Origin of the sequence: Acinetobacter sp. MD2(2019) (genome assembly GCF_035615615.1) — a bacterium.
GTDB lineage: Bacteria > Pseudomonadota > Gammaproteobacteria > Pseudomonadales > Moraxellaceae > Acinetobacter.
In genome coordinates this window covers 121,983-142,330 of record NZ_VTDU01000005.1, presented here as the reverse complement: position 1 = coordinate 142,330, position 20,348 = coordinate 121,983, and the positions used below count along the sequence as shown (strand labels likewise).

Sequence of the window (20,348 nt, the reverse complement as noted above, 5' to 3'; positions counted from 1 at the left end):
ATTAATATGTCATCGCAGTTTTTACCCGGTATTGGCATGATCAAAAGCTATGGTTATCAACCACATACCAACAGCTTAGTCGGGTGGATTGGCGTGTCGCAAACGCTACTTGCCCCTTTTGGCGCATTTTCGGTATGTTTAGCGGCAATTTCTGCGGCGGTCAGCCTAGATGATCAAGTTCATCCCGATCCGAAACGCCGCTATATTGCAGGTATAAGTTGTGGTTTGTTTTATATTTTAATGGGGCTTTTTGCCACCACGTTAACCCAACTTTTATTGGCGTTTCCGTCTGCATTTATTATCACTCTTGCAGGGATTGCCTTATTTGGCACTATTAGCCACAACATTGCCATTGCTTTTCAACAGCCTGCCGACCGCGAACCGGCATTGCTCACCTTTTTAATGAGTGCATCAGGTATTCAGTTATTTGGTATTGGTTCAGCCTTCTGGGGATTGGTTTTAGGCATTATTGTTGCACTGATTCTAAACTTTAAACCCATGCAAAAATAATCATTTAAATTGAACAGCATACTTTTTAGTATGCTATTCAACGCCTTAAAACTTAATAAACTCAGGCAGACTGCGGCAAAAGATTTAACAACTCGGAAAAATGTGAAATACAGTGCTGCACCTCTGCCTCCGCCAATTCCTCTTCAGTACCATAACCATAATTCACGGCAATACTTTGCATCTGATTCCGGCGCGCGCCTAAAATATCGTATTTACGGTCGCCCACCATCATGCAAGTTTCAGCATTTAATTGTTCTTGCTGCAAAATGTAATGAATTAAATCGCCTTTATCGGTTCGTTCACCAGTTAATTCACTGCCATAAGCTTGGGTAAAATATTTTAATAAATCAAAGTGCTGTAAAATTTTTCTTGCATAGACTTGAGGCTTAGCGGTTGCCAAATACAGTTTATAACCGCGTTGTTGTAATTTAACTAATGTTTCAGCAACACCATCATAGACTTGGTTTTCATACAAGCCAATATCGGCAAAGCGTTCTCGATAATATTGTAATGCTTGCTCTGCGCGTGCATCGTCATGGGTGTTCAGTAAGGTTGCTAAAGATGGTTTTAGTGGCGGGCCAATCGTCCAGTTTAAGTCGACATCGTCACTTAACGGCTGATTCATTTTGGCTAAAGCATAACGAATTGAACCATGAATGCCTTGTTTTGGATCGGTTAAGGTCCCGTCTAAATCTAATAACAGATGCTGAATATTTACCACGCTAACCTTACTCTACCAAGTTAATTCGTTGCTCTTTATACGCATTGTTTGAAGTTTTTTCCAGTCATTTACGTATTTGAAAAACCAATAATAATGCCGTGTGAAAGTCGATAAATATAAAAAAGCCACGCTAAAGAATCTTTAAGGTGGCTTTTTGAATTAACTTAACGACGGATAGACTTATGCAGGAATACGCAGTACTTGTCCTGGGTAAATTGCATCTGCCGATTTAAGCATTGGCTTATTGGCTTCAAAAATTTTCGGATACTGGTTGGCATCGCCATAAAATTCTTTCGCCACCTTAGATAAATTATCGCCCGACTTAACGGTATAAAATTTACTTTCAGGTGCCGGTTCTTCAACCGTCATTTGATCATCCACCTGTGCAACATGGTCAATATTACCCACGGCAAGAATAATTTTTTCTTTGTCGGCCTGACTTTTCACTTGACCTTGAATGGTTGCTAAATCGGTGCTGCTATTGTAATTCACAGACAAACCTGCAACGGGTAAACCTAAACTTTGAATGTGCGCAAGTAATTGATTTGCAATTTGTTGTGCGGTTGGTTCGGCTGCGGTGGTTGGCTGCTCTACAGGCGCTTCATTTTTCTTACCAACACCTTTAATAAAGTCAAAAAAGCCCATTGTATTCTCCTGTTCTTTATTTTTAATCAAGCAATAGTTTTGAGCTTTCAGTATAATTTATAAAATATTTTGCTTTGTGTCAGTTAGACCCAAATCGAGTAACACTGTGTAAGTCGGTTATTTTAAAAAAGTAAACATCATCATAAAACACTGACTCTAAATTTAAATAAATTTTAGTTATACTCAAGTTACATTGAATATCAGAACGAGTTTTTTTCATGCGCCCAACCGTGTTGTGTTTTTCTGGCTTAGACCCATCTGGCGGTGCAGGCTTACAAGCTGATATTGAAGCGATTGGTCAAAGTGGCGCACATGCGGCAATTGCCTGCACTGCATTAACCATTCAAAATTCGCAACAGGTCTTTGGCTTTGAAGCAACATCAAGTCAATTGCTTTTGGCTCAAGCCAATGCGGTGGTCAATGACTTACCCATTCAATGTGTTAAATCGGGCATGTTGGGTACCACCGAAAATATTCAAGCCTTAGCCGATTTTTTAAAATCGCATCCTGAATATCAATATGTACTCGATCCGGTATTGGTTGCCAATAGTGGTGGATCTTTAGGAGATCAGGCAACTTTAGTACACGCGTTTCAACAACTCATTCCACTTGCAACCATTATTACCCCGAACACCATAGAACTACGTGCCTTAACTGGACTGGACGATTTAGAACTCGCCACACAAAAATTATTGAGCATGGGCGCGCACGCGGTTTTGGTGAAAGGTGGGCATGAAGCAACCGCAGATTATATTCGTAATGCGTTATATATTAATGGCGAGCTGATTTCAGAAACGACCTGTGCGCGTTTAGATGGTGAATATCACGGTTCAGGTTGTTCATTGGCCAGTTATATTGCAGGACGTTTAGCCCTCGGTGATAACATTCAACAAGCGGTCAATCATGCTGAAACGTGGCTTTTTGCCACATTAAAAAATGCAGAATCGCCTGTCGTTGGTGGACAGAAAATTCCAAAAAGATTTTGAACGCCGCTGTAAGTTGCAGCAATAGAGCAAAAGTGTGATTCAGATAAAAACTAAACCATAATTGCTGGGTTTAGGCGCGCAATGACCGGAAGCACAAACTGCTCTGTTAATGGCGCAAGCAAAAGTTGTTGGGCTTGCGTGGGGTGAATCCAACGTAGTTCGGCAAGTTCAGCCAATGCCACGGGCGTATCGTGTAGTTGGACATGAAATACATACGCATGTAGCTGATGACCCGCTTCATTGGCCGCTTGTGTTTTGATTAAACCAAAATCTTGAATAATTTCAGCACTCACGCCAATTTCTTCTTGTATTTCTCTGAGCAAAGCCTCTTGCGGTTGTTCATTTTCTTCAAGCTTGCCACCAACTTGCATAAAATAGTCGGTGCCTTTTTTACGCACCAACAACATTTCACCGTGGTCGTTTAAAATAATTGCCGCAGCAACCGTAATCAGCTTCATCATCAATTTATACAACGAATATTTAACACCATTTCAAGCATGATATAAAAATTACCCCCCAATTCCAATACATCTGAAATGCTTATAAAATGTCTGCATTTGCAGTAGGCGTTATTTCAAGCTTAAGCTATGATGAAGCGTTATATTGGCTATATTAAATACAAAATGAAGATTCTTATTATTGAAGATGATTTAGATATTTTAAAAAATATTGCAGAATATTTAGAGCTACAAGGCTATATCATAGATATTGCAACCGATGGCATTCAGGGGCAAACTTTGGCGGAAAAACAAAGCTATGACTTAATTGTGATGGATATTAACCTGCCCCGCCTCAATGGATTTCAGATTTGCCAACAAATTAAACGCGTGTCACCGCGCCAGCCCATCATTATGATTACCGCGCGCGACCAACTGCACGATAAACTGCAAGGTTTTTCTATGGGGGCAGATGATTATCTGATTAAACCTTTTGCGCTTGCAGAATTACATGCGCGAATTTTAGCGTTGTGGAATCGTTGTTATAATTTAGCCGGTCAGCATATTTTAACCGTTGCAGATTTACAACTGAACCGCCAAACCTACGAACTCACCCGACAAGGCAAAAAGTTAAAACTCGCGCCCATTCCATTAATGTTGCTTGAAACCTTAATGCTTGCCAGTCCCAACGTGGTGAGTCGAAGTAAACTTGAAGAACATTTATGGCAAGATTCACCACCTTCAAGTGACAGCTTACGCACACATATTCATCAAATTCGACAAATTATCGATAAACCATTTCCACATGCGACCGGATTATTACAAACCATTCACGGCGTAGGCTATAAGCTGTGCAATTAAACCTTGTGCGATCTGACCACTTAAAAACCCAAATGATTATGCGGTTCTTTTTGGTCACCCTATTGTTCAGTGCCATTATTAGTACCGCGTTTATTGTGTTGTCCAAACGCGGAGAAAAGCAATTACAAAGTATTGATATGAGTTTGGCAATTGATCGTATTCGGCACCAATATTTAAAAGGTGAAGATGTTGGTCGGGCCAATCGGTTCTTTCATGCAGAAAAATTCTCTCACACTTTTCCAGACTGGATTCGTCATTTACCCACAGGATTTCACAAAATTGCCCGAGATCACTTAATTTGGCATGTGATGGTGGTCGATTATCCAGATCAGCGCTACATCTTACTTAGGGACTACACCAACTTTGAAGAAGAACGAATTTCGCCCTTTTTATTGTGCGTGATGATTATTTCAGCAAGTTTAGGGTTAAGCTTTATTTTAATTTACATAACCACGCGTTATGCTATCCGCCCCATTGAAGAATTAGAAAAACGCATTCGACAAGATTTACAACCAGAATACCAAAACCAACTGGCAATCAATTATCCCAAAAATGAGATTGGTCAATTAGCCCAAGCCTTCGATGAAGTTTACGACCAACTTAACCAAGCATTACAACGGGAACGATTATTTACGGCAGACATTAGCCACGAACTGCGCACGCCACTGATGGTGATTTTAAGCAGTTGTGAATTACTATTAGCGACGGCGAAGGACTGGCCGATCAAATCACAACAACGCGTTGCAGGCATACAACAATCGGCACAGCGGATATTACAGCAGCTACAAGTTTATTTAGCGCTTGCCAGACAAAATCCGATTACCGCATCGACTTCTGAACACAAAGCCTTATCCGCTATTGCAGCGCAAGTGATTGCTGAAAATTTATCTTTTGCAAAAAACTATCAAATTTCACTGCTTCTTGACGATGCCGAATATACCGACCAAGACTATCCAGCCAATCTTTGTTATACCGTGATGTCGAATTTAGTTCGCAATGCAATTGAATATGCAGGCCATGGCAGCAGTGTGACTCTCTCGCTTAGGGTAGATGGCTTTTGTGTCTATGACAATGGCGTAGGCATTTCTGAAGATTTACAACCTCAAATGTTTGAAGCCTTTACGGGTTCTTACCAGTCGAGCCATCATCTCGGTTTAGGTTTGTCTTTAGTACAACGCATTTGCCAATATTTAAATTGGCAGATTGAGTTTAAGTCTTATTCTACTCAAGGAACTTCATTCATTATTCGTACAAAATAAAATGGATAAATAAGATTGAGTACGCTGCGCTAAGATAAAAAACTAAAACGCAGTGGATTGAATGTGAAATGACGTCATTGTGGGTAGTTGGCTGTTGTAAAAATCAGCTAAGCTAAAAATATATGAGAAATACAATGCATAAAAAAGCACCTTTGTTTTCATGTTTCTACTAGGACAAAACATCAAAACTCAGGTGCTGCTCTTAATTAAATACGACCAAATAATATACCTAAACTCAGATTAGAACTGGTAATTTACTCTGACCAAACCACTTCCACCATCACGTTTGCCAAAGTAGCCATTGCCTTTTACATCCAAGCTTAAACGTTTGTTCGAAGTCGGTTGGTAATGTAAGCCTAAACTCACTAAACCAGTGGCACCTTTTAGACTTGGAGATGGAATGTTAAACGTTTCATATGTGGTTCCTGTGGCTTTAGCATCAAATTCATATTCAACCCCTAGACCGGTTAAAACACTCATTTCAGGGGTGGTTTGATAGCTGTTCTCTGCATTGAGCGTCACACGATGTGAGTTCATTTTATCAAAATGAATGTTATCGCCTGCAACAACAAGATCTTGCGCTGAGGTTCCAACCCATGCGTATTTGGCACTGAGGTCGACTTTGTTTTTCGCATTCCAATCGAAGATATAACCCCCTTTCAGATTGACCCCATAGTAGCTGCTGCTGATATCGTAACTGGCTTTTTCTTGAGTCACTGCATTGCGTAGATCATCGGTACTAAACGTGGTTAATAAGCGTCCTCCGCGGATGGTTCCATCGGCATACCAGTTATTCTTGAAGTCATAGTGTCCGTATATGCCTACGCCATGAAAGCGGTTATGACCTTTACCATTCACTTCAGCGGCATCACTAAAGTCATTATGGGTTTTATAGCTATCCCAACCATTTTCACTGAATAAACCAACGGTTGATTGATCACCTTGTACGCTTAGACCCGCAGTTAAGAAGGCACCATTCGATTTGATGCTTGAACCAGAGTCATAATTGGTATGGTTGCCAGATACAATAATGAATGGAACTAAACCACGTTTATTATTTTGGTCATTAATGGCAGCAAGGATACTATCCGATAGGTTATCCGTACCACGATCTAATAGCATTAAGCCAGATAAATTTCCTTCCAGTAATGATTTAACTTGCGAGTTTACACCGTGTCCAGCCTTAATGATGGCAATGACTTGTTTATTGTCTGTGTCTACTTTGGTTTCCACATCATACAGTAATGAAATCCCTTGCTGGGCTACCCCACTAGAGATATGACCAGTGCCTGCACCTGTAAAGTCATCGCCTTGCATTAAGATAAATTTACTGTTGGTCGGAACCAGTTTGCCCGAATGAATACCAGTCACATAAACATCAGATGCTGTGGTTGAGCCATCGCTAATGTTGGTTTCATTCGCACCTAAACTAATACTTTTCGCCGAAATTAATGGAGTACTGCTATTGGCTTGTTCTGGGGTTAAAACAAATTTATAGGTTTGGAAGTTGGCCACAGAACCAATTGAAATTGGAGTTTTATTGGCATAGTTTAAAGTGTTACCCGTAAACACGTCATAGCTTTCAGGTTTATAACCTTTGGCTGTGTTATAGGCTAAGTAACCACCATAAATAGTTGCATCTGGATTAGTAAATTTATGTTCACCATCAATACTAATGGTATTGTTGGTGGCTGTAGCTTTTGTACCTGTTGTCGTAACGGTTATTGTTCCATCTGAACCATCGGCTTTTTTCACTTCTCCATGGTCAATATTAAAATCAATATAGCCGGTATTGACACTGCCATTCACGGTTGAGCTACCAGTTAAACTAATTATATTTTCACTTGCCGACAGTGTGGTACTGGATAAATCTACATCAAGTGTTGAACCATCATAGGTGGTAACGCTATTGATAATCTTTGTTCCTCCTGTGATATTGCCGTATTGAAGATTGATGCCCGCATATCCAGCAGAAAGGTTATTGAATGTATTATTTTCGCCAATGATATTAATTTGGTTGCTATTTGTATTTAAAGTATTGCCGGAGGCGTTGGCATAGGCGTTGGCGTTGGCATTGGCATTGGCAGTTGTAGTGGCATCGGTGTTGGCAGAGATCACATCTCCAAACTGAATATTCACGCCTGCATATCCAGCAGATAGGTTATTGAAGGTATTATTTTCTCCTGATATATTAATTTGGTTGCTATTTACATTTAAAGCATTCTTGGAAGCTTTAGCGAAGACTATAATGGCAGGATTTTTTTTGTACATGCTATTTACAGTTGTATCTCCATATTGAATATTGATGCCCGCATATCCAGTAGAGAGGTTATTGAAGCTGTTATTTTCACCAGCGATATTAATTAGGTTGCTGTTTGCATTTAAAGTATTGTTGGAGGCATAGTCGACGATGCCTGCTCCGGCGAATTCGGCTTGTTTGGAACTGACGTAGACGCTCAAGTCTCCGTGTTGAAGATTAAAGCCAACATATCCAACAGATAAATTATTGAAGCTATTATTTTGTCCTGAGGTATTAATCTGATTTAAATTTGCATTTAAAGGACTGTCTAATAGTCCATTGGAGCTGCTTGCTTGGCCACCTGCGACGGTGTAGACACTGTCGGTGGTGATGCCAGAACTAGTCAAATCTCCATATTGAATATGGATGCCAGCATATCCTGCAGTCAAGTTATTGAAGGTATTATTTTGTCCTGAGATCTTTATTAGGTTGAGATTTGCATTTAACGCACTGTTGGAGGCGTTGGCTGAAGCTGTTACAGCGCTATTGGTTCTGTTATTTGATGTGCCACTGGCGATAAAGTTTCCATATTGAATATTAATGCCAGTATACCCTGCAGCCAAGTTATTGAAGGCCTTCTTTTGTCCGGAAATATTAATTTGGTTACTGTTTGCATTTAATGCATTGTTTGTGACATCAACCATAGATAAAGCATAAGCATCGACTTCTGATGAGGGAGATGGATTGGCGGTAATTTCTCCATATTGAATATTGATGCCTGTATATCCAGCATAGAAATTTCCAATGACGTCAATTTCATTTTGACCTAATACATTGATGATATTGTTATTGGCATCAAGTTGTTTATTGCTTATTTGCGAACTAAGTAGTGGGTCGAACTCATCTAGGTTCGAAGTAGACTCCCTATCTCCAGCAATAACCGTTCCTTCAACAAGCCCAGCATAAACATTCCCATTAATCTTGCCCTGTTGTAGGGTGACGGTATTATTTAGTGATTTTTTTGCTTCAGCAGTATTGTCGGCATTCACAGAGCTATAACCTGCCAATACAAAGTCTGGCGTATCTCCTGTTGCATAATTGACAGTGACATCAGCATCTGACTCTGTTGCATCATATACGCCCTTGCCTGCTGGGTTATTAATAATTTGAGAAAAATTGCCGCCTACTAACGTGCTATCGGTTAACGTAGCCGTGCCATCATAAGTAGTTGCGGCAAACGCATTCGAGCTATAAAAGCTTGCAAGACTTAGCCCCACAACAAGAACTAAGGCTCTTTTTTTTGTACTCAGTTTAGGTAAATCGTCAGACTGTAAATCTAAGCCATGTATTTCAATTTCACTATTTTTAGGATTAGTTCCACACTGACTTCTACTATTGCTGGTTTCTTTTTCTGAAACTGCAACAATTTCACCTGTGTTTTTATTTAGTACGGTTTTGTAAATTTTATTCATAGTGTGATAAACCTATCCTTTTTTTATTAAATTAATTATTTTTTACACTTTATCAACAATTATGTGATATTTATTAATTAAATTTTATTTTTCATATGGTTAATATTTAACCAAATATTTCAAAATGTAATTTTAATTGTATTATTCAAGATATGAACCAGTTCTCTATTAAAAATAAGATATGCTATTGACACAAATTTGACTCTGTTTCGGCTTTTTTTGAACCTATCTCATCATTTGGGATGAATTAATGACAAACGTCTTCTTGTACGGCAAAAGTACAGAATTCAAACAAGTAAATATCTTAGGTACAAACCAGGCTTTTGCTAAAAAAAGATAAAATTCAAAAATCTGATTTAATCAAAGCATTTGATAATGAATTAGAAATATGAATTTGAAACTGTCAAACCTCTCACAACAGATTTCAACATCTGTAGCATAAGCAATTGCTCTACTCTTATGTTTCGCTTGTGCTATAGTACGCGCAAAATTTTACCCGATAAAAGTTTACTTTTAAGCGTAAGCCAAGGCGTAAATCAACATTGAAATGGTGCAAATTAAGCGGAAAAAGCTGTAAATAATTTAGTATCAAAACCAAATTAACTGGATGATTTTAAATGATTCAATCAGAAACCCTTAACAACACTCACTCACCACGCATCAGTGTTGCTCCGATGATGGATTGGACCACAAAAGATTACCGTTATTTTGCGCGTTTGTTTAATCCCAATGTTGTGCTCTATACCGAAATGGTCACCACAGGTGCAATCATTCATGGCGATGCCGAGCGCCATTTAAACTTCAATACACAAGAACAGCCTATTGTGTTGCAGTTGGGTGGCTCAAATCCGCAAGAACTGGCACTGTGCAGCAAAATGGCCCAAGATTGGGGCTATAACGAAATTAATTTAAATGTGGGTTGTCCAAGCGACCGCGTACAAAATAATAAAATCGGTGCGTGCCTGATGGCCGAGCCTGAACTGGTGGCTGAATGTATTGCCGCCATGCAACAGGCTGTGCAAATTCCTGTGCATGTCAAACACCGTATTGGCATTGACAATATGCAATCTTATGAAGAAATGCTCAATTTTGTCGATACTGTTGCCAAAACAGGATGTACTCATTTTGTGGTACATGCCCGTATTGCTATATTAAAAGGCTTGTCACCGAAAGAAAATCGTGAAGTGCCGCCATTACGTTATGCCGATGTTTATCGCTTAAAACAGGATCGTCCACATTTATTTATTGAAATTAATGGCGGAATTAAAACACTGGCAGAAACACAAGCACATTTACAACACGTTGATGGGGTGATGATTGGCCGCGAAGCCTATCATAATCCTTACCTTCTGGCAGAATTAGGGCAACTGTGGCAATTGGACTTGCCGAATCGGTTCGATATTATGCAGCAAATGTTGCCCTATATTGAGCAACGCCTTGCCGAAGGTGCGCCGCTTTCGATTATCACCCGACATATTTTAGGATTATTCCAAAATTTACCGGGCGCACGTAAATGGCGCCAAGCGTTAAGTGGTGGCAATGCTAAATCATTAGATGATGTCAAAGCCGCGATTCAACAGATGCAAGATGCTATCGTTCGCACTGAAAATTATCTCGCCACGCATCAAAACACTGAAATTTCTTAAAAAGTACAATTAAAACAGCCTTGAAGATTGAATTTTAAAGCATTCCCACGCATCATCTAGCGCAATTTTGATGCACTGCGCTGGGAATATTTAAATGAAGCTTTTACAAGGATGGACGCTATTTGAAAAAGTCTGGCTGACTGCGTTTTCAAGCATTCAATTCATCCTATTTTTTTGGTGGCAACAAACCGCAATTGATTTAATTTGTGCACTGGCCAATATGCTCTGCGTGGTGTTGGTGGCCAAAGGACGCATGGAAAATTTCTTTTTCGGCATGGTCGCCACCAGTTTATATGCTTATATTTCGTTTAATAATCACATTTATGGCGAAGCTATGCTCAGTGGGTTGTTTTACTTTCCCATGCAGTTTATTGGTTTATATTTTTGGATTAAAAACCGCAATAAACAGACCGATATTTCATCGGACATTCAAGTAAAAAAACTGACGGCCAAAGGCTGGATGCTGATGCTGGCGGTTGTACTAAGCTGCTCATTTGGCTACGCCGAAATTTTAGCCCATTTAAATGCACAGCAAGTTCGCCTAGATTCATTTACCGTGGTCATTTGTATTGTGGCGCAAATTTTAATGACGCTGCGTTATTCAGAACAATGGTATTTATGGATTAGCTCGAATATTTTAGGCATTATTATTTGGGCTGTGGCAGGTAATTACGCCATGTTGATGATGACCTGCGCCTCGTTATTTAATTCGCTTTATGGCGCATACCATTGGCAGAAGCAAGTTTCTTTAACGCAACAAACATCATCATCTTGAATTTGGGTGGATGATTGATCATCCGGCTCTTGGTCGCCAAGTTCATCTCAGGCTCAATCTATGACAACGGTCATCATCATACAGCCATCTGATGGCTTGGCAAAACTCGGGCTGCACATCAAACTGAAGATCATCAGCCCTGTCAACTTTAATGCTAAAACCATAAGCGGTTCGAATGTAAATGATGATTTGAAGCGTAAATCGACTGCACGGTGGTTAAAGCTATTTTAGATTCACACAGACTTTACTTTCGCATCTAATTTTTTCAACACTTCGGCCACTGCAACCATAGCAAAAGTTGAAGTCACCACCACCGCAGAACCATAGCCGCCACAACGTAAGCCTGCCGTTGCACAGACATTGCCACTTGAAAAGGGATTATCAATGGAATAGACACAAGTAATTCCAAATTTTTCTTTGGGCTTTTTGCAAATACCTTTGGCGCGCAATTGACTGCGTAATTTAGCCAGCATCGGGTCTTGTTCCGTTTTGGATAAATCAGCCACACGAATGTTCAGCGGATCAAGTTTTCCGCCTGCACCGCCCGACACAATTAATGGAATTTTTTGAAAGCGACAATACAGCATCAGCGCGAGTTTGGCTTTGACGTCATCAATGCAGTCCAACACGATATCGGGTTTTGCCGCCATTATCTCGGCTAAATTATCTGCGGTTAAATAATCATCGACTAAATTGAGTTGAATACGCGGGTTAATTTCACGACAACGCGCAGCCATGACCTCAATTTTTTCACGCCCAAGCGTGCTGGTTAATGCAGGTAATTGACGATTAACATTGGATGCCGCCAAGACATCCATATCAATTAAGGTTAGCTTGCCCACTCCTGTTCGTGCCAATGCTTCGACTGCCCAACTGCCCACACCGCCAATCCCAATCACCATCACATGGCTATTTGCATAGTGTGCAAACGCATCATCACCATAAATTTTCGCAGCACCGGCAAAACGGCGATCATATTCATCAGATTGTGCTAGCTCAGACATACACGCAGTGTTCTCATCTTGTTTCGAAGGGCTATTTTACTTATTTTTCACGAGCAAATGTTGCAGTTATTTCACTTGGATAAATGCAAAGCCGTTAATGAATTGTGCCACAGCACAGGCGCTAGTTGTTCGGGTGCAAGATTTAAGCTTTGGGCTAATCCTTGTAAGACATAAATTAAATTCACTGGCGTATTTCGGGTGCGTGATTCGGTTGAATCTTGGCAACATAGCGGTGTCATATCGGGGCAATCGGTTTCAATCACCAAATGTTCCGCGCCAATGACCTGTACCACCTGATGCAGCTTTTTCGCTTGCGGATTGGTAATTTGCCCTGTCACACCAATTTTAAATCCCATTTTAATTAGTGCTTTGGCTTCTTCAACGCCCCCACTAAAGGCATGTGCAATGCCACCGAATTTAAATTTATGCTGTTTGAGTTGCTGTAATACATCGGCATGGGCTTTACGAATATGTAATAGCACTGGTTTTTGATAATTTTTTGCTAACTCTAATTGCACGGCAAAATATTCACGTTGTTTTTGATACATTTGCGGCTGTTTATGCTGCTTTAAAAAAGTATCTAGGCCGATTTCGCCAATCGCCACACAATGTTCTACTTTAAGCAGTTGCTCCAAATCATGTACATGATCAGCTAAGTGCTGTTCAATATAAAATGGATGTAATCCCGGTGCTAAATAGCTTTTAGGTGCATTTTCAAGTTGTTGTAACGTGTGATGCGTGCGAACTAAATCGCCAAAGCGCGAAGCTAAAAAACCAATCAAGATTAAAGCATCCACGCCCGATTTTTTGGCGACAACAGCAAGCCGTTCCCGATCTACATCAAACTCGGGAACGTCAAAATGGGTATGCGTATCAAATAAACATAATGATGGTTCTGCTTGCATAGCGGTTTAAGATGCTGTTTTGGCTAAATATTGTGGTTTTACAATGCCATTTAACTGCGCATAGCTTAAATGAAAGCTTGGCATGCCCACCACGTATGGCCCAATCTCATATTCGCCGTACTGTAAATTTAAACCTTTATCGTCGAAGTAGAAATTGTCACTGAGTTTGAATGGCCATGCTTGCTCATAGCTTTTTACGTTATCTGCCAATTTTTGTTCCATCACCCACTGTTTAAATTGCGCATACGCCAATTTTTCTAAAGCCGCATGTTGTTGTTTAAGCAAAACATCATCCAGTTTTAATTGTTTTTTCTGGTCTAAATCAAAAACCAAATATTGTTGTGACGCCGCACCATGCGCGCCGCCCATAAAATTATCTGTATTGAGCTGAATGGTGACCAATCCTTCAGGGCTTGGCATTACTTTCGGCTCTATATTCAAGCTTAGCTGTGCGCTTGTTCCGATTTTTTTGAGTTGCTGATCTAAACTGACAAAATCAGCAGCATAGGCAGCCACAGCGCGCGTAAATTCATCCTGATTTTGCAGATTCACTTGTGATTGTGATGCGCTCAGCTCAGAGGCAGATAAATCGGAAACGTCTAAAATCTCTTTTAAATTATCTAAAATGGCTTTATTGACCTGTTCATCAATAAAAGGCACATTACTTTTTAATTGTTGTACTTTAAATTCAGAGCAAGCATTGCCTTGACACTTCGGCAAGCTCAGTCCGACAGGTTGAACATCTGCCGAAAAGGTCGGCTTACTTACAGCCGCGGGTGCCGATGCTGTGGTTTCAGATGCAGCGGATGCGGTGTGATCTTGTTGTTTTTGGCAAGCACTGAGCATTAAACCCAAGCTCATGACAACCGTGGTGGTTATTTTCGTGTTTGAATTCATCTAAAAACCGCTCTTTTCTTTAAATCCTATCGTCACACCTTAACCTGTTCTTCGCTACACGAACACTGTCAATCTGTAAATGATTAGAACATGCGTTGAAAAACAGTGGCTTTTAATGCTTGCTGCGTCTGCTGTTTGCTTAAAAAGATGTCTAGTTGTTTGCTATTTTTAACAATCTCATTGGCTCTAAAATGTAGCCCAACCCCTTCACCATCAAAAAACCATTCGGCTTGTCCCCAATACAGTTTTTTCGGCGCCAGTTGTTGTGCATTTTCAGGCTGCTGCTGTAACCACGTCTGATATGCCTTTTGCACCCAAGCATCAACTTGCGGCTGCTGCATTGGTTCAATCACATCTAAAATACTTAGATTTTTTTGTTGTTTGCGGTCGGCAACAAAGAAATATTGACGATCTTTCACCTCAATATCGGCTTGTTTACTGTTCACTTCTAACTGCAACAACACATACTGATTGCGCTGAGCAGCAATGCGACTTTGCATCTGTAAACGATACGGCTGATTTTGTGAGAATTGCTGTTGCCAATCATCGGAGGCTTTAATATAGGCATTAATGGCCTGTTGCAAACTCAAATTTTGTTTTAAGACAATTTGTGACTGAATCACCTGACTTTGACTTTTTTCAACCCATTGATTCAACCATGGATCTTGGGTTTGCACGGTTTGAATATTGATATCAATACAGTTTTTCTTTTCGCAAAAAGGTAACGCATATTGCGCAGGCTGCGTTTTGATATTTAAATAAGGCAAAATGTCTGGATTATGCGCACTGATTGATACTTTCGGGTCAGATGCTGATGTTGCGTCATCCGATTTTTTTTTGCATGCGCCAAGCATTAAAACAAGCCCAACCAAAAGCGCGACTTTAAAAGACTGCCCCATTTAAACCATCCATTGTAAATCTTTATCTTATATCAACCGAATGATTGATGCATACTAAGCAACCATTTAACTTTTATTCAAGTCGCGTTATGGCAATGCATCAACAGTAAAAAAACAGCTCCCGAAGAAGCTGTTTTTAAATGAAGACTTAATGCTCGCGCGTATTGCTAAATTGAATATCTGGCCAACGTTCTTGCATAATTTGTAAGTTCACACGGCTAGGTGCTAAATAGGTTAAATGACCACCACCATCTACCGATAATTGGTCATGCGCTTTCTTTTTGAATTCATTAAACTTTTTATCATCATCACAATGTACCCAACGTACCGTGTTAATGCTGACTGGTTCATAAATACAATCGACTTTGTATTCTTCTTTTAAGCGATATGCAACCACGTCAAACTGAAGTACACCCACCGCGCCCACAATTAGGTCATTGCTGTTTTGTGGCATAAACACTTGCGTTGCGCCTTCTTCAGACAACTCTTTTAAGCCTTTTTGCAGTTGTTTCGACTTTAACGGATCTTTTAAACGAACGCGGCGGAACATTTCAGGTGCAAAATGTGGAATACCAGTAAAATGTAGTTTTTCACCACTGGTGAAGGTATCGCCAATTTGAATGGTGCCGTGATTGTGCAAACCAATAATATCGCCCGGCCACGCTTCTTCTAAATGCTCACGTTCACCCGCTAAAAAAGTCAACGCATCGGAAATACGAACCTCTTTACCAATACGCACATGGTTCATTTTTAAACCTTTTTCGTATTTACCCGAGCAAATACGCATAAAGGCAATCCGGTCACGATGTTTCGGGTCCATATTGGCTTGGATTTTAAAGACAAAACCAGAAAAACCTTCTTCTGTGGCTTCAACGCTGCGTTCTTGGGTTGGATGTGCTTTTGGTTCAGGTGCCCATTCCACAAAGGCATCTAAGACATGGTCTACCCCAAAGTTACCTAAGGCGGTACCAAATAAAACAGGCGTTTGTTTACCTGCTAAGAATTGTTCACGATCTAACGGTTCATTCGCCATTTGTACCAATTCTAGAGATTCTTCAAATGATTTAAATGCCAACTCACCCACTTTTTCTCGAATATCGGCATGGTCATAGCCATCACGAATTTCGATATCGGTAATGGTTGAGCCAAAACCGGCTTTATAAACATACAGTTTATTTTGCAGAATGTTATAAACCCCTGCAAAGTCACGCCCCATTCCTAACGGCCAAGTAATTGGAACACAACGAATTTTTAATACACTTTCAATTTCATCTAATAATTCTAATGGTTCACGAATTTCGCGGTCCATTTTGTTCACGAAAGAAACAATTGGCGTATCACGCATACGACACACGTCCATCAATTTAATGGTTCGCTCTTCAACGCCCTTTGCGCCATCAATCACCATTAAGGCAGAATCTACGGCAGTTAAAGTACGATAGGTATCTTCCGAGAAATCTTCATGTCCGGGCGTATCGAGTAAGTTAATGACGTGCGATTTAAACGGAAATTGCATAACTGAGGTGGTAATTGAAATCCCACGTTCTTTTTCCATTTCCATCCAATCTGATGTGGCTGCACGGTCAGATTTACGGCTTTTCACCATTCCTGCAACTTGAATCGCTTTCCCCCATAACAATAATTTTTCAGTCATGGTGGTTTTACCCGCATCGGGATGCGAAATAATTGCAAAGGTTCTACGTGCCTTTACTTCTTTGGCTAATTGGTCTTTTAACATGGGATTAATCTGCAATTGGGACACACATTTGTACAAATATTTTGATGTACAGATTGAATGTGTGAAAGAGTGTCATAAAATTGCGCTAATTATATATGATTCGTCGGATGAAGACTATGCGTCTGTAGAAGTCAAAGTTGAGTAAGACATTAGTGCCGTCTTTTTCGGTTTTGGATGCATAAAAAAGTTTTTTAAACTTGAACCTCTTATTCAGTGTTTTTGCGCTCTAAACCCAGCAAAGTTATTTTATTGTCTAAACCACCTGCATAACCCACCATTTTGCCATTTGCACCAATGACCCGATGGCATGGCACAATAATAGAAAGCAAATTTCGACTATTGGCCATACCTACCGCGCGCACAGCTTTGGGGTTACCAATCAGCGTGGCAATCTCTAAATAACTTGCAGTTTTCCCATATGCAATACTTTGTAAGGCTTGCCAAACTTTTTTCTGAAATTCAGTACCTGACATTTCAATGGGCAGATCAAACACTTGGCGCTGCCCCAAAAAATATTGTTCTAACTGACCTTGGGCTTTTTGCAAAATGAAATGTTGCTCGCTTGCAATTAAATCCCTAGATTTAAATACACGCTCATATTCTTGTTGCCACAATACCGCATGCAGCGCGCAATCGCTTGCAACCAAATACAATCGACCAACCGGCGTATGCATGGTTTTAAAATAAAGTTTCATTTTGACTTACACCAAACGGACGTCTTAACTTATATATACAGCATAAAAAAGGCGCTGAATATCGGCGCCTTTTTTATGTTCATTAAAATTTCAATGTAAAACCTAATGCAGAAACCCAGCCCGAATGCGATGTTTGGGTGTGTTGCCATGCACTAGCTTTCAGGCCATTTTCATATTCATAGCCAAACTCGATAAAAGGCATCACCTGCTTATTCATCTCGTAATGCGTTTGCACACCCAATTGTGCATGTGCCAGTCCCTTTTTTTGTGCAGTTTTCGCTTGATCTTGCAGTACCCATAGCGCTTTAAAAAAAGGCGAAGCAATCCATTTTTGCGTCAATAACACATCCCGCCGAGTATCTAACTTTAAAGCCAAATATTGATGTTGCCCGACATATGCATACGCATCGGTTTCAAAAAAATAAGGCGCAAGCCCGTGCACACCAAACACAGCATCAAGTGCATGTTTATTTTCTGAAAAGTTCAAATTTTGCCGATAATGCAGCCCAGTTTGCACATCCCAAAAGGATGCAATATTTCGGCTATATAAAACATGCAGCTCGCTTTCACGTGCCTGAGATTCACGCTTTTCTAATTCGGCTTTTAAGTAAAGTTTATTTATATCTGAGCCTATCCAATGCGTCAGTTCCGACTGCAATTGCCCCGTCCCATCCCGATCTAGCTGCCACTTATTCTGCCACTCAGTTGCCATATAAATTTCCGAGCCATGCAAGTGCGTCATCATCGGCATCGAATCGTCAGTAAGTTGAGTCGATTTAGAATCTGAAGCTGTCGTTTTAGGCTCATGCATCTGTGGCATCGGATGATCTTGCATATCAGACATCGACATGATGGGCGTTTGCTCGGCCCAACTTGGCTGCATGATGAAGAACAAACCACCCACAACCCAACGAGAATATTTAGTGATGTGCATGAGATTGCTCCTCATTCATCGGCATTTTTTCTGCTAAAACCGGTGCAGATGACACTTTGCCCACAATTAAAGTATTCATCATGCCCGCAGTCATGTGATACAACAAATGACAATGGATCGCCCATTCGCCCATTTCATCGGCAGTTAATAACACACTCACCGTTTGCGCGGGTGGCACAATAATAGTGTGTTTATTGGGTAGATTTTCCAGTTTCTGACCATTTTCTAATTGCACAAACATGCCATGTAAATGCATGGGATGCGCCATCATGGTGTGATTGATGAATCTGAGTCGAACACGCTCGCCATATTTCACCTGCAATGGTGTGGCCTGTGAAAGCGTTTTACCATTCATGCTCCAAATATAACGCTCCATGTTGCCATCTAAAGAAATATCAATGGTTTGTGTGGGTTGGCGCGCATCCTTTTGCACTATTCTTGCTTTTAAATCTTGATATTGCAGCGCTTTTTCACCCATTGGGGTCGATGCATTGGCCCATCCTTCAACGTCTTTTGACTGTTTAGAATCAGAATTTGAGATTGGCATATCATGTTTCATATCTGACATCGACATATCGTGTTTCATCTCAGACATCGGCATATCATGTTTCATCTCAGACATCGGCATGTCATGTTTCATCTCAGACATGGGCATATCATTCATGCTTAATAACGCACGTGGACGATGTTCCGGTTGCGGCAATTTTTCAAATGGCGTAGCCGCTTTATGTAATTGCGCCAGTGCAAAACCACTGCGATCAATCGATTCGGCTTGAAGCTGATAATTGGATTGTTTCGGCTCGACCATCACATCGTAGGTTTCACCTGCACCAAAGCGAAACTCATCCACAGCGACAGGTTGTATGGGTTGCCCATCGGCACTGACAACGGTCATTTTTAAATTCGGAATCCGCACATCAAAAAAAGACATGGCAGAAGCATTAATGAATCGCAGTCGCAATTTTTCGCCCGTTTTGAAGGATGTGGTCCAATTCTGCGCAGGCGTTTTGCCATTCACTAAAAAGGTATAACCGGTAACATCGCTTAAATCGGTACGCAGCATGCGCATCTGATTCCACATTTTGCGCTGTTGCCATGTGGCGAACACACCTTGCGTTTTGGCTTGCTGCCAAACATCTTTCAGCGTTTCTCGTTGGTTTTGATAATACTCGGCAGATTTTTTAAGATTGTTCATAATCTGCTGGCTCGATGATGCATGAAAATCGGACAACATCACGACTTCATCTCGATCTGCCCGATCAACCGGATCTGTATACTGTTTATTTTTAGGATAAATAATCAAAGCGCCATATAAACCATCTTGCTCTTGTCCAACGCTGTGCGCATGGTACCAATAGGTTCCTGTCTGACGGATTTTAAAGCGATAGGTAAAGTCGGCATTTGGGTGAATGCCTTGAAATCCATTCAACCCCGGCACGCCATCCATCACTGCGGGCAACAAAAGACCATGCCAATGCAAAGAAGTATCTTGCTTTTTGAGTTGATTATGCACATGAATTACCGCTTCATCGCCTTCTTCAAAGAACAAAGTCGGTGCAGGGAATTGACTATTAACGGTAATTTTTTCTACAGCTTGACCGGTAATATTCACCATTTTCTGTGCAATGGTTAAATGATATTCACGAATGGCGGCCAAAGTGAAAGGCGACAGCAGCAAACACGCAGCCAAGGTTGTAATACGGCGTAAAAAAATAGACATAGCTA

Annotated in this window: 18 protein-coding genes; 6 read left to right on the top strand and 12 right to left on the bottom strand. The window is 40.6% G+C overall.

Going from position 1 to position 20,348, the window contains the following annotated elements:
- A partial coding sequence (locus I2F62_RS04700) for a benzoate/H(+) symporter BenE family transporter (RefSeq protein ID WP_324625861.1) occupies positions 1–510 on the top strand: 510 nt, incomplete at its 5' end.
- 61 nt (positions 511–571) lie between these two features.
- Here the strand turns inward: I2F62_RS04700 and I2F62_RS04695 are convergent.
- Complete coding sequence (locus I2F62_RS04695) at positions 572–1,231, bottom strand: HAD-IA family hydrolase (protein ID WP_324625860.1); 660 nt, start codon at positions 1,229–1,231, stop codon at positions 572–574.
- 180 nt (positions 1,232–1,411) lie between these two features.
- Positions 1,412–1,876, bottom strand: coding sequence for a peptidoglycan-binding protein LysM (gene lysM / locus I2F62_RS04690; RefSeq protein WP_324625859.1), 465 nt, complete (start codon positions 1,874–1,876; stop codon positions 1,412–1,414).
- 218 nt (positions 1,877–2,094) lie between these two features.
- On the opposite strand from lysM, the gene I2F62_RS04685 reads away from it, so the two are divergent.
- Positions 2,095–2,862, top strand: coding sequence for a hydroxymethylpyrimidine/phosphomethylpyrimidine kinase (locus I2F62_RS04685; RefSeq protein WP_324625858.1), 768 nt, complete (start codon positions 2,095–2,097; stop codon positions 2,860–2,862).
- A gap of 50 nt (positions 2,863–2,912) precedes the next feature.
- Here I2F62_RS04685 and I2F62_RS04680 read toward each other — a convergent pair whose 3' ends face one another.
- Positions 2,913–3,320, bottom strand: coding sequence for an NUDIX domain-containing protein (locus I2F62_RS04680; protein WP_324625876.1), 408 nt, complete (start codon positions 3,318–3,320; stop codon positions 2,913–2,915).
- A gap of 165 nt (positions 3,321–3,485) precedes the next feature.
- On the opposite strand from I2F62_RS04680, the gene I2F62_RS04675 reads away from it, so the two are divergent.
- Both I2F62_RS04675 and I2F62_RS04670 read left to right on the top strand, forming a co-directional pair.
- Entirely contained in the window at positions 3,486–4,160 is a 675-nt protein-coding gene (locus tag I2F62_RS04675; RefSeq protein ID WP_324625875.1) for a response regulator transcription factor, read from the top strand.
- Positions 4,151–5,419, top strand: a complete 1,269-nt coding sequence (locus I2F62_RS04670) for a HAMP domain-containing sensor histidine kinase (protein WP_324625857.1) — start codon at positions 4,151–4,153, stop codon at positions 5,417–5,419. The genes I2F62_RS04675 and I2F62_RS04670 overlap by 10 nt, the downstream gene beginning before the upstream one ends.
- 240 nt (positions 5,420–5,659) lie before the next feature.
- Here I2F62_RS04670 and I2F62_RS04665 read toward each other — a convergent pair whose 3' ends face one another.
- Positions 5,660–9,130 carry an autotransporter domain-containing protein gene (locus I2F62_RS04665; RefSeq protein WP_324625856.1) on the bottom strand — a complete coding sequence of 1,157 codons (3,471 nt, stop codon included), beginning with the start codon at positions 9,128–9,130 and terminating at the stop codon, positions 5,660–5,662.
- Between the two features lie 617 nt (positions 9,131–9,747).
- Between I2F62_RS04665 and dusA the strand changes: the two genes are divergently transcribed.
- Positions 9,748–10,776 carry a tRNA dihydrouridine(20/20a) synthase DusA gene (gene dusA, locus I2F62_RS04660; RefSeq protein WP_324625855.1) on the top strand — a complete coding sequence of 343 codons (1,029 nt, stop codon included), beginning with the start codon at positions 9,748–9,750 and terminating at the stop codon, positions 10,774–10,776.
- Positions 10,777–10,870: 94 nt separating this feature from the next.
- Positions 10,871–11,551 carry a nicotinamide riboside transporter PnuC gene (gene pnuC, locus I2F62_RS04655; protein ID WP_324625854.1) on the top strand — a complete coding sequence of 227 codons (681 nt, stop codon included), beginning with the start codon at positions 10,871–10,873 and terminating at the stop codon, positions 11,549–11,551.
- 233 nt (positions 11,552–11,784) lie between these two features.
- Here pnuC and I2F62_RS04650 read toward each other — a convergent pair whose 3' ends face one another.
- The 8 genes from I2F62_RS04650 to I2F62_RS04615 all read right to left on the bottom strand — a co-directional run bounded on the left by I2F62_RS04650 (position 11,785) and on the right by I2F62_RS04615 (position 20,343).
- Complete coding sequence (locus I2F62_RS04650) at positions 11,785–12,555, bottom strand: tRNA threonylcarbamoyladenosine dehydratase (RefSeq protein ID WP_324625853.1); 771 nt, start codon at positions 12,553–12,555, stop codon at positions 11,785–11,787.
- Positions 12,556–12,626: 71 nt separating this feature from the next.
- Positions 12,627–13,460 (bottom strand): TatD family hydrolase, encoded by an 834-nt coding sequence (locus I2F62_RS04645; protein WP_324625852.1) that lies wholly within the window; start codon positions 13,458–13,460, stop codon positions 12,627–12,629.
- 6 nt (positions 13,461–13,466) lie between these two features.
- Entirely contained in the window at positions 13,467–14,357 is an 891-nt protein-coding gene (locus I2F62_RS04640) for an RsiV family protein (RefSeq protein ID WP_324625851.1), read from the bottom strand.
- A gap of 83 nt (positions 14,358–14,440) precedes the next feature.
- Positions 14,441–15,256: a hypothetical protein gene (locus tag I2F62_RS04635; protein WP_324625850.1), complete on the bottom strand. Its 816-nt coding sequence runs from the start codon at positions 15,254–15,256 to the stop codon at positions 14,441–14,443.
- Between the two features lie 148 nt (positions 15,257–15,404).
- A complete protein-coding gene (locus I2F62_RS04630) occupies positions 15,405–16,994 on the bottom strand; it encodes a peptide chain release factor 3 (RefSeq protein ID WP_324625849.1) in 1,590 nt (529 codons plus the stop codon).
- A 206-nt stretch (positions 16,995–17,200) separates the two neighbouring features.
- The gene (locus tag I2F62_RS04625; protein ID WP_324625848.1) at positions 17,201–17,689 is read right to left on the bottom strand and encodes a methylated-DNA--[protein]-cysteine S-methyltransferase; all 489 of its coding nucleotides are present in this window, start codon (positions 17,687–17,689) and stop codon (positions 17,201–17,203) included.
- 82 nt (positions 17,690–17,771) lie between these two features.
- Entirely contained in the window at positions 17,772–18,623 is an 852-nt protein-coding gene (locus I2F62_RS04620; protein WP_324625847.1) for a copper resistance protein B, read from the bottom strand.
- Positions 18,610–20,343 (bottom strand): copper resistance system multicopper oxidase, encoded by a 1,734-nt coding sequence (locus tag I2F62_RS04615; protein WP_420713719.1) that lies wholly within the window; start codon positions 20,341–20,343, stop codon positions 18,610–18,612. Before I2F62_RS04615 ends, I2F62_RS04620 begins: the two co-directional genes overlap by 14 nt.
- Positions 20,344–20,348: the final 5 nt, after the last annotated feature.